This window comes from Rhizobium sophorae (assembly GCF_013087515.1).
Lineage (GTDB): Bacteria > Pseudomonadota > Alphaproteobacteria > Rhizobiales > Rhizobiaceae > Rhizobium > Rhizobium sophorae.
This window is the reverse complement of sequence record NZ_JABFCN010000019.1, coordinates 37,675-50,259: the sequence shown is the minus strand read 5'-3', so window position 1 is coordinate 50,259 and position 12,585 is coordinate 37,675. Positions and strand designations below refer to the sequence as shown.

General features: G+C 63.3%; 14 protein-coding genes. 1 reads left to right on the top strand and 13 read right to left on the bottom strand.

Annotated elements, in window-relative coordinates; translation table 11 throughout:
• Window positions 1-24: 24 nt before the first annotated feature.
• From phnD to phnG, 9 genes are all read right to left on the bottom strand, one after another.
• Window positions 25-936, bottom strand: a complete 912-nt coding sequence (gene phnD, locus G9X64_RS11540; RefSeq protein WP_168312761.1) for a phosphonate ABC transporter substrate-binding protein — start codon at window positions 934-936, stop codon at window positions 25-27.
• A gap of 72 nt (window positions 937-1,008) precedes the next feature.
• The gene (phnC, locus tag G9X64_RS11535; RefSeq protein ID WP_168312769.1) at window positions 1,009-1,851 is read right to left on the bottom strand and encodes a phosphonate ABC transporter ATP-binding protein; all 843 of its coding nucleotides are present in this window, start codon (window positions 1,849-1,851) and stop codon (window positions 1,009-1,011) included.
• Window positions 1,852-1,968: 117 nt separating this feature from the next.
• Entirely contained in the window at window positions 1,969-2,586 is a 618-nt protein-coding gene (locus tag G9X64_RS11530) for a DapH/DapD/GlmU-related protein (protein ID WP_168312760.1), read from the bottom strand.
• A complete protein-coding gene (gene phnL, locus G9X64_RS11525; RefSeq protein WP_003544411.1) occupies window positions 2,583-3,290 on the bottom strand; it encodes a phosphonate C-P lyase system protein PhnL in 708 nt (235 codons plus the stop codon). The genes G9X64_RS11530 and phnL overlap by 4 nt, the downstream gene beginning before the upstream one ends.
• A 30-nt stretch (window positions 3,291-3,320) precedes the next feature.
• Window positions 3,321-4,097 (bottom strand): phosphonate C-P lyase system protein PhnK, encoded by a 777-nt coding sequence (gene phnK / locus G9X64_RS11520; RefSeq protein WP_168312759.1) that lies wholly within the window; start codon window positions 4,095-4,097, stop codon window positions 3,321-3,323.
• A complete protein-coding gene (locus G9X64_RS11515) occupies window positions 4,094-4,969 on the bottom strand; it encodes an alpha-D-ribose 1-methylphosphonate 5-phosphate C-P-lyase PhnJ (protein WP_029873730.1) in 876 nt (291 codons plus the stop codon). The genes phnK and G9X64_RS11515 overlap by 4 nt, the downstream gene beginning before the upstream one ends.
• Complete coding sequence (locus G9X64_RS11510; RefSeq protein ID WP_168312758.1) at window positions 4,966-6,072, bottom strand: carbon-phosphorus lyase complex subunit; 1,107 nt, start codon at window positions 6,070-6,072, stop codon at window positions 4,966-4,968. The genes G9X64_RS11515 and G9X64_RS11510 overlap by 4 nt, the downstream gene beginning before the upstream one ends.
• 4 nt (window positions 6,073-6,076) lie before the next feature.
• Complete coding sequence (gene phnH / locus G9X64_RS11505) at window positions 6,077-6,685, bottom strand: phosphonate C-P lyase system protein PhnH (protein WP_168312757.1); 609 nt, start codon at window positions 6,683-6,685, stop codon at window positions 6,077-6,079.
• Window positions 6,685-7,161 (bottom strand): phosphonate C-P lyase system protein PhnG, encoded by a 477-nt coding sequence (gene phnG, locus G9X64_RS11500; protein ID WP_168317252.1) that lies wholly within the window; start codon window positions 7,159-7,161, stop codon window positions 6,685-6,687. Before phnG ends, phnH begins: the two co-directional genes overlap by 1 nt.
• A 174-nt stretch (window positions 7,162-7,335) precedes the next feature.
• Between phnG and phnF the strand changes: the two genes are divergently transcribed.
• Window positions 7,336-8,073 (top strand): phosphonate metabolism transcriptional regulator PhnF, encoded by a 738-nt coding sequence (gene phnF / locus G9X64_RS11495; RefSeq protein WP_168312755.1) that lies wholly within the window; start codon window positions 7,336-7,338, stop codon window positions 8,071-8,073.
• A gap of 39 nt (window positions 8,074-8,112) precedes the next feature.
• On the opposite strand, the gene G9X64_RS11490 is transcribed toward phnF, so the two are convergent.
• The 4 genes from G9X64_RS11490 to G9X64_RS11475 form a co-directional block, all read right to left on the bottom strand.
• The gene (locus G9X64_RS11490; RefSeq protein ID WP_072640036.1) at window positions 8,113-8,748 is read right to left on the bottom strand and encodes a 2,3-bisphosphoglycerate-dependent phosphoglycerate mutase; all 636 of its coding nucleotides are present in this window, start codon (window positions 8,746-8,748) and stop codon (window positions 8,113-8,115) included.
• Between the two features lie 21 nt (window positions 8,749-8,769).
• On the bottom strand, window positions 8,770-9,594 hold the full coding sequence (dapB, locus tag G9X64_RS11485) for a 4-hydroxy-tetrahydrodipicolinate reductase (protein WP_168312754.1): 825 nt from the start codon (window positions 9,592-9,594) through the stop codon (window positions 8,770-8,772).
• 15 nt (window positions 9,595-9,609) lie between these two features.
• On the bottom strand, window positions 9,610-11,397 hold the full coding sequence (locus tag G9X64_RS11480; protein WP_168312753.1) for an ABC transporter ATP-binding protein: 1,788 nt from the start codon (window positions 11,395-11,397) through the stop codon (window positions 9,610-9,612).
• Window positions 11,398-11,542: 145 nt separating this feature from the next.
• Window positions 11,543-12,568, bottom strand: a complete 1,026-nt coding sequence (locus G9X64_RS11475; RefSeq protein WP_168312752.1) for a glucokinase — start codon at window positions 12,566-12,568, stop codon at window positions 11,543-11,545.
• Window positions 12,569-12,585 lie beyond the last annotated feature (17 nt).

Sequence of the window (12,585 nt, the reverse complement as noted above, 5' to 3'; positions counted from 1 at the left end):
CCGCGAGATTGTTCAGACTGAGGATCAGCCGCCGATAACGGCCTTACGGGCGTCGATGATCGTCTGGTAGAAGCTCTGGTCGACCGGCGCCCAGTCAACGTAGCCGCCGCCCGTGAACGATTCGAAGCAGCTCTTGTCTGTCTTCGGCAGTTCGGCGAAGTAGGCGGTAACCTTCTTCTGGAGGTCGGCCGGCAGCTTCTGGGAAACCATCAACGGACCGTTCGGGATGAGCGGCGACTTCCAGACTTCGACGATATCGTCCATGTCGAGCAGGCCCTTGGTGACCATCTGGTGCAGATTTCCGGAGGTGTAGCCCTGCGCCCAGTCGCCCTGACCGGAACCGAAGGTGGTACCGACATCGAACTTCTTATCGAGAACGCCGAGAACGAGGTTCTCGTGGCCGCCGCCAAAGCCGGTTTCAGAGAAGTACTGCTTGACCGGAGCACCGGTGTCCTTCGGAAGGGCAACGTTCGGAACAAGGTAGCCGGAGGTAGAGTCCGGATCGGCGAAGCCGAGCTTCTTGCCCTTGGCGTCGGCAAGTGTCTTGATGCCGGAGTCCTTGCGCGCAACCATGATCGAGTAGTAGCCGGTCGAACCGTCTGCCTGCTTGGTAGTCAGAACCGGGGTGACGGCGTTCGGATCCTTGATATAGACCGCGGCGTAAGAGGCGGCGCCCATGACGGCGAGGTCGATCGTGCCGCCAAGGAGACCCTGGATGACGCCGTTGTAGTTCGGCGACGGGAAGAGCTGGACTTCGGAGACGCCGGTGGCGGCGATCAGGCCCGGCTTGACGCATTCGGTGCGGCGAACCTGGTCGGCTTCGTTTTCACCGCCATCGAGACCGATGCGGAGGACCTTGACGTCCTGGGCAGCGGCATTGCTGGCGAGGGCGGCGACGGCGATGGTTGCCATCAGGATCTTGCGGAATGCAGACATGGAAGTCTCCTTTTGTGACGTGGTTTGTTTGTCAGTTATTTTTCCGACCGTTGTCCCGTCGGCCGGAAACGGTCAGTGCACGGCAGCGGCTTTGGCCACCATGCCGGATGAGAGATCCGCGGCGCGGCGCTTGGATTCGAGGCTGGTCGAGGTCAGCGTTTCGTCGATGCCGGCGCCGTCCTTGTCGGTCCCGTAGATTTCCTTCACCGCTTCGGCGGTCAGCTCCGAGGGCTGGCCGTCGAAGACGACGCGGCCGCCGGCCATGCCGACGATGCGCTCACAATAGCTGCGGGCGGTATCGAGCGTGTGGAGGTTGGTGATGACGGTGATGCCTTCGCGCTCGTTGATGTCGCGCAGCGCATCCATGACGATCTTGGCGTTCAGCGGATCGAGAGAGGCGATCGGCTCGTCGGCGAGAAGCATCTTCGGGTTCTGCATCAGCGCGCGGGCGATCGCCACGCGCTGCTGCTGGCCGCCGGAAAGCGTGCCGGCTGCCTGCAGCGCCGTCTGCTCGATGCCGAGGCGTTCGAGTGCCGCGATGGCATGGACGCGTTCCTCGCGGGTGAAGATGTTGAGCAGGCTCATAAGCGTCGAGCGATGATTGAGGCGGCCGAGCATGACATTGGTGAGAACGTCGAGGCGCGGCACCAGGTTGAACTGCTGGAAGATCATCGCGCAGTCGCGCTGCCAGTTGCGCAATGCCTGGCCGCGAAGCCCGGAGACCTCGACGCCGGCGAAATGAACGGAGCCAGAGCTCGGCTCCTGAAGGCGGTTGATCATGCGTAAGAGCGTCGACTTGCCGGCGCCGGAGCGGCCGATGATGCCGACCATCTGGCCTTGGGGAATGGCGAGCGTGACGGAATCGACAGCGAGCTTTTTTCCGAAACGACGTGTGACATTCTTCAGCTCGAACATCATGCTCTTCCCTTGCGATCCAGGCCTTGTCAGCATCGCATTAGTCCCGCTTGATGAACCTCGCATGTCATATTTGTGTAAGTCCTGTCACAATTCTCCGCCCCCATATCGGAGGTTTTAACCGCCGTAGCGGGACAGGAAATCTTCCGCGTCAAGGTTGCGGAAATCCTGGAGCGCCTGGCGCAGGCGGTCGTGCTCCCAGTCCCACCACGAGAGCCTGTCCATCCGTTCTCCGATCTCTCTTGGAAAGCGCTCGCGGATGAGTTTGGCCGGTACGCCGCCGACGATCGTATAGGGTGCGACGTCCTTCGACACGACGGCGCCGGCCCCAATCACCGCGCCGTTGCCAACGTTGACGCCGGGCAGGATGGTCGCGCCGTGACCGATCCAGACGTCGTTGCCGATCGTCACGCGGTTTGCGCGCCGCCAGGCGAAGAAGTCCGTTTCCATGTCGCCGTCCGGCCAGTAGTCGGCGGCGCGATAGGTGAAATGATGCAGTGTCGCGCGCCAGGTCGGATGGTTGGTGGCGTTGATGCGCACAGCGGCGGCGATATTGACGAACTTGCCAATCGTCGCACACCAGACGGAGCCATCCTGCATGATGTAGGAATAGTCACCGAAGCTGGCCTCGCTGATGCGGCAGCGTTCCGAGACCTCCGTATACCGCCCGAAAGTGGATTCGCTGACGGACGCCGTTTCATGAAAGTAGGGCTCGATGCCCAGCTTGCGGCTCATGCAGCGATCTTTCTGGGTGAGAACTGCTGGACGTCGAGGATGCGGTCGGCGACGGCTTCGCGCACTTCCTCGTCGTGGAAGATGCCGAGAAGGGCTACACCCGCCTTCTTCTTTTCCGCTATCATGCCAACAACGACGGCACGGTTCCTGGCATCGAGCGAAGCTGTGGGCTCGTCGAGAAGCAGAATCGTGTGCTCGGTGATGAAGCCGCGTGCGATGTTGACGCGTTGCTGCTCGCCGCCGGAGAAGGTGGCGGGCGGAAGCTGCCAGAGCGTTTCCGGCAGATTGAGCCTGGCAAGCAGGGCGCCTGCCTTTTCCCGTGCCGTGACAGCGTCCTCTCCGCGTGCCACCAGCGGCTCTGCAACCACGTCGATCGCCGCGACGCGCGGCACGGTGCGCAGGAACTGGCTGACATAACCGAGTGTATTGCGGCGGACGTTGAGCACGGTGCGCGGATCGGTGGAGGCGAGGTCGACGATCCGTCCGTCGTGGCGGATGAGGATCTGGCCGGTATCGACGGCATAATTGCCGTAGATCATCTTAAGCAGCGAACTCTTTCCGATGCCCGATGGGCCACCGAGTACGACGCATTCGCCTGACGCAACCGAAAAGGCGACATCGGAGACGACCGGCAGCTTGATGCCGTCACGCAGATGCATGGTGAAGCTCTTCGAGACTTCGGAAACGACGAGGGGCGTTGCCATGATTTCTTCTTTCTGGTTTCGGGCCGAGGATTAGACCTGCAGGATCGAGGAGACGAGCAACTGGGTATAGGGTTCGCGCGGATCGTCGAGCACGCGATCGGTGAGTCCCTGTTCGATGACGTAGCCGTCCTTCATCACCATCATCCGGTGCGAGAGAAGGCGGGCAACAGCGAGATCGTGGGTGACGATGATGGCCGAGAGGCCGAGATCGTTGACGAGGCCGCGCACGAGATCGAGCAGGCGCGCCTGCACCGAGACGTCGAGGCCGCCGGTCGGCTCGTCCATGAAGACGAGGCGCGGGCCGGTGACGAGGTTGCGGGCGATCTGCAATCGCTGGCGCATGCCGCCCGAAAAGGCGCGCGGCTGGTCGTCGATGCGGTCGGCGTCGATCTCGACGCGTTCGAGCCAGTCGATCGCCGAAGCCCGGATCTTGCCGTAGTGCCGGTCGCCGATCGCCATCAGCCTTTCGCCGACATTGGCCCCGGCAGAGACAGTCATGCGCAGGCCGTCGGCCGGGTTCTGATGCACGAAGCCCCAGTCGGTGCGCATCAGGAAACGCCGCTCGGCTTCGTTCATGCGATAGAGATCGCGGTAGTTTTCGTCGCGCATGTGATATTCGACGCTGCCGGTGCTCGGCAGCAGCCGGGTGGAGAGGCAGTTGAGCAGCGTCGTCTTGCCGGAGCCGGACTCGCCGACGATGGCGAGCACTTCGCCGGGCCAGAGCTCGAAGGAGACGTCGCGGCAGCCGATGCGGTTGCCGTAAAATTTCGAAACGTCGTGGACTTTGAGAAGCGGGGTATCGTTCATTCTGCAGCCTCCCGGGCCAGCATCTCGCCGGCATGGCCGTGCGCGCGGCGGTCTTCGCAATGATCGGTGTCGGAGCAGACGAACATGCGCCCGCCCTTGTCGTCGAGAACCACTTCGTCGAGATAGACGTCCTCGGCGCCGCAAAGGGCGCAGGGTTTATCGAAGCGCTGGATATCGAAGGGGTAATCCTCGAAATCCAGGCTGACGACGTCGGTATAGGGTGGAACCGCATAGATGCGCTTCTCGCGTCCGGCGCCGAAGAGCTGCAGCGCGTCCGACATATGCATCTTCGGATTGTCGAATTTCGGCGTCGGTGACGGGTCCATGACATAGCGGCCATGGACCTTCACCGGATAGGCGTAAGTCCGCGAGATGCGGCCGTTATGGGCGATGTCCTCGTAGAGCTTTACATGCATGAGGCCGTATTCTTCGAGTGCGTGCATCTTGCGGGTCTCGGTCTCGCGCGGCTCGAGAAAGCGCAGCGGCTCGGGGATCGGCACCTGGTAGACGAGCACCTGGCCGGGTCCGAGCTTTTCCTCGGGAATGCGGTGGCGCGTCTGGATGATCGTCGCATCCTTGGTATGCGTCGTCACCGCAACATTGGCGACCTTCTGGAAGAAGGCGCGGATGGAAACGGCGTTGGTCGTGTCGTCGGCACCCTGGTCGATGACTTTCAGCACGTCGTCCGGTCCGATGATCGAGGCCGTCACCTGCACGCCGCCGGTGCCCCAGCCGTAGGGCATCGGCATTTCACGCGAGGCGAAGGGCACCTGGTAACCCGGAATGGCGATTGCCTTCAGGATAGCGCGGCGGATCATCCGCTTGGTCTGTTCGTCGAGATAGGCGAAGTTGTAGCTGGCCAGATCGGTCATTCGGCGGCTTCCTTCATGTCTTCGCCACCGTTGCGGGCGGCTTCGAATTCGCGGCGCATGCGGCGGACGAGATCGAGTTCGGCCTGGAAATCCACGTAGTGCGGAAGCTTCAGGTGCTCGACGAAGCCCGTCGCCTGGACGTTGTCGGAATGCGAGATGACGAATTCCTCATCCTGTGCCGGCGCGGTGATATCCTCACCGAGTTCTTCGGCGCGCAACGCCCGGTCGACCAGCGACATCGCCATCGCCTTGCGCTCGCTCTGGCCGAAGACCAGGCCGTAGCCGCGGGTGAATTGCGGCGGCGCCTTGGCCGAACCCTTGAACTGGTTGACCATCTGGCATTCGGTGATCTGGATCGTGCCGAGCGAGACGGCGAAACCGAGTTCCGGCACATCGAATTCCACTTCGACCTCGCCGATGCGGATTTCGCCGGTAAAGGGGTGGTTGCGGCCATAGCCGCGCTGGGTGGAATAACCGAGCGCCAGCAGGAAGCCCTCGTCGCCGCGGGCAAGCGCCTGCAGGCGGAGATCCCGGGTCATCGGGAATTCCATCGGCTCGCGGGTCAGGTCGCCGATTTCGTGATCTTCCGGCATGTCGCCGTCGGCCTCGATCAGGCCTTCCTCGCCGAGAATCTCGGAGACGCGCATGACACGGCCGGTCTCGGCGGCGCGCTGAGCGGGCGTTTCGACCGCCTCGTCCGAAAGCAGCGAGGGATCGAGCAGGCGGTGGGTATAGTCGAAGGTAGGCCCAAGAAGCTGGCCGCCCGGCAGATCCTTGTAGGTCGCCGAAATGCGGCGTTCGATCGTCATCTCAGCCGTGTCGAGCGGCTTGGAATAGCCGAAACGCGGCAGTGTCGTGCGGTAGGCGCGCAGCAGGAAGATCGCCTCGATCATGTCACCCCGCGATTGGCGGACGGCAAGTGCGGCGAGCGTGCGGTCGAAAAGCGAAGCCTCGGCCATGACCCGGTCGACGGCGAGCGCCAGCTGCGCCACGATCTGGTCGATGCCGATCGCCGGCAGCGAACGGTCGCCGCGGCGGCGGTCGGCCAGCAGGCGGTGGGCATTGGCGATGGCGGTCTCGCCACCCTTGACGGCAACATACATGAGCTCAGATCTCCGTTGCTGTGATCTTGGTGGTGCGCGGCAGGCAGAGGAAACGCTTGCCCGCCGTCAGCACGATGTCGACACCGCGCGGAAAGAGCGCACGGTTCTCGGTCCAGAGCCGCAGGAAGGTCTCCGGCAGGCCGATAGGCGCGATCTCCGTTACGCTCTGGATGCCGGGTCCGATCAGCGCCAATCTGCGGCCGCCCTCGAGGTCCGCGAGCTCGATGACAATAGTCGTCGACCGGTCGGGATATTCCTGCGTACCTGATGCAAAGAGGCCGAAGGAGGAAAGGGCGATGCCGGCCTCGGTGAAGGCAAAACGCGCTTCGGCTTTTTCGCCGGTCAACGGCGCGCCGGTATGGAAGCCGAGCCACTCCGGCACGGCGGATTTCGCCAGTCCCTGGGAAAGCCAGACGGGCGTGTCGTGGTCGCAAAGCGTCAGCGCGATGGTGCCGGCGGCGATGCCGAGCGGTGTCGGCGGAGCGACGTCGGGCTGAACGGTCTGGATCGTGCCGGGGCGGGCCATGCCGTCCATCAGCATCTTGAAGACGCTCTGGGCATGGAAGACCGGCTCGGCAAAGCCGCCGGTCAGAGCTTCTGTCTTCAGGCCCATCAGTTATCTCCCCGCACCATGGTGAAGAAATCGACGCGGGTTGCCGCCGTCTCGTCCGCCTTGCGGCGTTCGGCATCGGCGATCCGCTCGGCAACCGGTAAAAGCAGTGCCTGTTCGACGAAATCCTTCGTCGCCTCCTCCTGCCAGAGCGCGTCGAAGATCGCCGCAAGCCGTGCCTTTTCACGGTCGGTGCCGAGCGCCTGTGCATGGCCGACCGAGCCGGAGTCGAGCCGGACCGTGGCCCGCGTCACGGTCACTTCGCCGAGATTGAAGGGAGCTCCGCCGCCGCCGATGCGTCCGCGCACCATCACCAGCCCGGTCTCCGGTCCGCGCACCTGATGGGCCACAGGCTTTTGCGGCAGCGCATCGAAGACTGCCAAGAGTTCGCTGCGCTCCGCGCGCGCCAGCAGATCGGCGGCGCGTTTGCGCCCGGATACCGTCTGTGACGCAGCGTCTGTCCTGTCCGCTGATATCATCGCCGCTTCCCTTAAAATGTCTATTGATATAGACAACCATACAAGATATACTTAGCTCTAAATCGATGCCGTGACAAGCGTGTGACATCCTACAGCGCCGCGCGTCTTTTCAGACGCGCGGCGCTGTAGCGCTTTGAATTATGCAGAAGGCGTGAAATGGCAGGCAGGGGTGGAATGGCGGGATTGAAACAGGTGCAAAGGCAAACCGGCGTGGCGCTCTGGCGCCAGATCGCCGATCGGATTCGTGAGGCGATCAGCACCGGAGCCTATGACGAAACGGGAATGGTGCCGCCGGAAACCATGCTGGCGCTGCAATTCGGCGTCAACCGGCATACGGTGCGCAGCGCGCTGGCGGCGCTGGCGCAGGAAGGTATCGTGCGTGCGGTACAAGGTCGCGGCACGCTTATCGAGCGCAAGGAGCGGCTGAATTTCCCGATCACAAGGCGCACGCGTTTCACCGCTGGCATCGGCGATCAGGCGCGTGAAATGCGCGGCCTGCTGCTCGATGAGGCGAAGGAGGAGGCGAGTGCCGAGATCGCCCGCTGGCTGGGCCTGAAGCCGGGGGAACAGGTGATCCGCCTGGAAACATTGCGCCAGGCAGACAAGCGGCCGGTTTCAAGGGCGACGAGCTGGTTTCCCGCCAAGCGCTTTGCCGGTATCGGCGCGGCTTACCGGGCGGGGGAATCGATCACCAAGGCTTTCGCCGAACTCGGCCTGCCGGATTATGTGCGCGCCACGACCGAGGTGACGGCCGCCCATGCCAGTGCTGCCGATATGGCCGACCTCGAACTCACCCCCGGCGCCATCCTTCTGATCGCCAAGGCGATGAATACCGATCTTGAGGGTATGCCAGTGCAATATTCGATCAGCCGCTTCGCGGCCGACCGGGTGCAGTTCACGATCGAGAACTGAGCGCCTTTCCCCGCCGAAGCGGGGAAAGATCAGCTGAGATCAATGTGCGCCCGACATGTCGCCGAGCACTTCCTTGGAGGCGACGGTAGAATCCGCCTTCAGCGTGTAGACCATCGGAACGCCGGTCGCGAGGTTGAGGGCGAGCACACCTTCTTTGCTCAGCTTGTCGAGCACCATGACAAGCGAACGCAGCGAATTGCCGTGTGCGGCGACCAGCACCTTCTCGCCTCTGAGCACGCGCGGCAGGATTTCGGTGAGGTAGTAGGGCCAGACGCGGGCGCCGGTGTCGCGCAGGCTTTCACCGCCGGGAGGCGGCACGTCATAGGAACGGCGCCAGATATGCACCTGTTCCTCGCCCCATTTTGCGCGTGCATCGTCCTTGTTGAGGCCGGAGAGATCGCCGTAGTCGCGCTCGTTCAGCGCCTGGTCGCGGATCGTCAGGAGATCGGGCTGGCCGACCTTGTCGAGAATGAGCTTCAGCGTGTGCTGCGCACGCACCAGCACCGAGGTATAGGCGACGTCGAATTTGATACCGTATTCGGCGAGCGCCGCGCCGCCTGCATTGGCTTCCTGGATGCCGAGCTCGGTCAGATCGGGATCCTTCCAGCCGGTAAAGAGATTCTTTAGGTTCCAGTCACTCTGGCCGTGGCGAACGAGGACGAGGGTACCGCTCATGAATATGCCTCCGTAGTATCGTTATGAGGAAGAGAGCCCGAGCACGTCGAGCATGGAATAGAGACCCGGCTTCTTGTCACGCGCCCAGAGGGCCGCCTTGATGGCGCCGCGCGCAAAGATCGAGCGGTCGGCCGCACTGTGCGACAGGGTGACGATTTCACCTTCGCCGGCAAAAAGCACGGAATGCTCGCCGATGACGGAGCCGCCGCGCAGCGTCGCAAAGCCGATCGTACCCGCCTCGCGGGCCCCGGTATGGCCGTCGCGCACCCGGACCGACTTCGAAGCAAGATCGATGCCGCGCCCTTTTGCCGCGGCCTCGCCGAGGAGAAGGGCAGTGCCGGAGGGCGCATCCACCTTGTGCTTGTGGTGCATTTCCAGGATCTCGATGTCCCAGTCGACAGAATCGAGCGCACGCGCTGCCTGCTCTGCGAGCACGCCAAGCAGGTTGACCCCGAGGCTCATATTGCCCGATTTGACGACGCGCGCATGCCGGGCCGCCGCGGCGATCCTGGCATTGTCGTCGTCCGAACAGCCGGTCGTGCCGATCACATGGACGATGCGGGCTTGCGCGGCGAGGCCTGAGAATTCCACCGTTGCGGCAGGCGAGGTGAAGTCGAGCACGCCTTCGGCATGCAGGAAGGCCTGGAGCGGGTCGTCGCCGATGACGACGCCGGTCGGGCCGAGACCGGCGATTTCGCCGGCATCCTTGCCGACGAAGGACGAGCCAGCGCGCTCGACCGCAGCATGCAGCTTGACGCCCTCGATGGAATGGATGAGCCGGATCAACGTCTGCCCCATGCGTCCTGCTGCGCCAACCACCACCAGTTTCATCGCAGCATCGCTCATGTCAGTCTCGCCAGATCAGTTTGAATCGGAGGCCGAAGGCCTCTGCAGGTTGTTGAGGCGAGCGTAAAGACCGTCGCTGACCTTCGCAAGCGTCTCGTGATTGCCTTCCTCGACGACGCGACCCTGCTGCATCACGATGATCTTGTCGGCCCGCACCACGGTCGAAAGCCGGTGGGCGATGACAACGACGGTGCGTCCGCTCATCGCCTCGTCGAGCGCCTTCTGCACGGCCGCTTCGGATTCGGTGTCGAGGGCCGAGGTCGCCTCGTCGAGAAGCAGGATCGGCGCATTGCGCACCAAAGCGCGCGCGATCGATAGTCGCTGGCGTTGGCCGCCCGAAAGCGTCACGCCGTTTTCGCCGACCGGCGTCTCGTAACCCTGCGGCTGTGCCGAGATGAAGTCATGCGCATAGGCAAGCCGGGCGGCCTCTTCCACCTCGCCATCGGTCGCTTCCGGCCGGCCATAGCGGATATTGTCGCGGATCGTGCCCTCGAACAGATAGGGCTGCTGCGAAACATAGGCGAGCTGCTGGCGCAGCGACTTCTTGGTGATGTGGGCGATGTCCTGTCCGTCGATCAGGATTTCGCCCTCGCGCGGATCGTAGAAGCGCGGAATGAGGCTGATGACGGTGGATTTGCCGGCGCCGGAGGGGCCGACCAGCGCTGTGGTCGCGCCGCCCTCGGCGATGAAACTGACGCCGCTGAGCACGCTCTCATTGCCGTAGGCGAAGGACACATTGCGGAATTCGATCCTCGCCTGCGTCACCGTCAGCGGCCGGGCATCCGGCAGGTCGCGCTGGCGCGGTTCCATGTCGAGCAGTTCATAGATCATCCGCGCATTGACGACGGCGCGCTCCATCTGCACCTGCAGGCGGGCAAGTCGGCGGGCCGGGTCATAGGCAAGCAGCAGCGCCGTGACGAAGGAGAAGAAGGCACCCGGGGGTACATTGTAGTAGATCGAGCGGTAGGCGGCATAGGCAAGCACGCTGGCGACGGCAAAACCTGCGAAGCTTTCCGTCAGCGGAGACGTGCGTTCGGAAAGCCTTGCAATCCGGTTCGCCCGGCTTTCGGCGCCTTTGATCAGTTTGTTGACCTTGCGCTCCAGTTCTTCTTCCATCGTGAAGGCTTTCACGATGGCGATGCCCTGGATCGTCTCCTGCATGGCGCCGAGAACGTGGCTGTTCAGATGCACGGCCTCGCGGGTGGCCGAGCGCAGCCGCTTGGAAACATAGCGCAGTGCATAAAGCAGCGGCGGAGCCATGATGAACACGGCAAGGCTGAGCAGCGGATCCTGGATGATCATCACGGCGAGCAGTGACACGAAGGTCAGCAGGTCGCGCACCGTCGAGGTGATCGTCAGGTTGAGCACGTCGCGGATGCCGCTGACATTCTGGCTTACCTGCGCGGCGATATGGGCCGAGCGCGCCTCGCTGAAGAAGCCGACCGAAAGCGTCATCAGATGCGCATAGAGCCGGCGCTGGTAGCGGGCGACGATATCGTTGCCGACCCTGGAAAGCGCCACCGCCTGGCCATAGCTCGCAAAACCGCGCAGCACGAAGGCGATGAAGATCGAAAGACAGATGATCCAGACGACGTCGGCGCGGCGATTGGCGAAGGCCTCGTCGATGATCGCCCGCATGATCCAGGCGGTGAATGCCGTCGAAAGTGCCACCACGATGAGGCAGGCAATCGCAAAGACATAGCCCCAAAGATGATCGCGGCCGTTTTCAGCGATGATGCGCTTCAGGATGCCGGTTACGGTATCGCTGCTGACGCTCTGCGTTCTGCTTTCCGCCGCTTCCAAATAGGGTTTCCTGTCTCGGGCCAAGCGCCCCGTGAGGGCGACACGCACTTTTGCCGGGGTCTATAAAGAGTTGGGATTGGTTTGGCTAGAGCGCCGCGCCTCCGCATAGGATGTGCCAATGACGCTCTATTGTTCTGCGCCGGGCTCAGCGCCGCCAGCGGCGGCCCTCGGTAGAGACGCCGAAATTCGCCGGCATGCGCGCATAGGAGGAAAGTCCGGCGAGCGCTGCCAGCGGGTGCGTCACCACATAGGTCGGGATGGTGCGAAGTAGCGCCGTATGCGGCGCCTTGTCCTCGAAGGCGATGCGGAATTCCGGTCTCTTCAGCGCCGGGAGGATCTTCTGAGAGATGCCGCCGGAGAGATAGACGCCGCCGCGCGCCATGAACACCATCGCCATGTCTCCCGCCACGCGGCCGAGATAGGTGGCAAACAGCGAGACGGTCTCTACCGCCGCCTTGTCGCTGCCGGCAAGCGCGTGCGAGGTGATGTCGGCCGGATCCTTCATCGTCGGCTCGATCCCATCGACCATGCAGATGGCATGGTAGAGGTTGACGAGGCCGCGCCCGCAGAGGATCTGCTCGGCCGAAACGCGGCCTTCAATCGTCTCGATATGCGGGAAGATTTCATAGTCGCGCTTGCTGCGCGGCCCGAGATCGACATGGCCGCCTTCGCCGGGAACCGGGATCCAGCTGTGCTGGGCATGCACGAGCCCGCCGACGCCGAGACCGGTGCCCGGGCCGAGCACGACGCGCGACGCGACCATGTCGCCGGTGGCGTCGCCGATGCGTTCGCGGTTTTCATCCGAAAGCGCGGCGATTGCCAGCGCCTGCGCCTCGAAATCGTTGACGACGAGCACGTCCTCCATGCCGAGGCCCTCGATCATCGTCTTTGGCCGCACCACCCAGTCGCAATTGGTCAGCGGGATTTCGTCATCGTTGATCGGGCCGGCGACGGCAAGGATCGCCGAGCGCGGCTGCACGGCGGTCTTGTCGAGCACGCCTTGCTGGATCGCTTCGTCGATCGTGGCGAAATCCGCCGTGCGTACGTTCGGAAATTGCTTCGGCTCGGCATAGGCATCAGTCAGGATGGAGAAGCGGGCATTGGTGCCGCCGATATCGCCGATCAGGATCGGGAAAGGCAGCGGAGCGGTGCTGTTGTTCGGTTTTGGCATGGCCGGTTCCGTGCTGA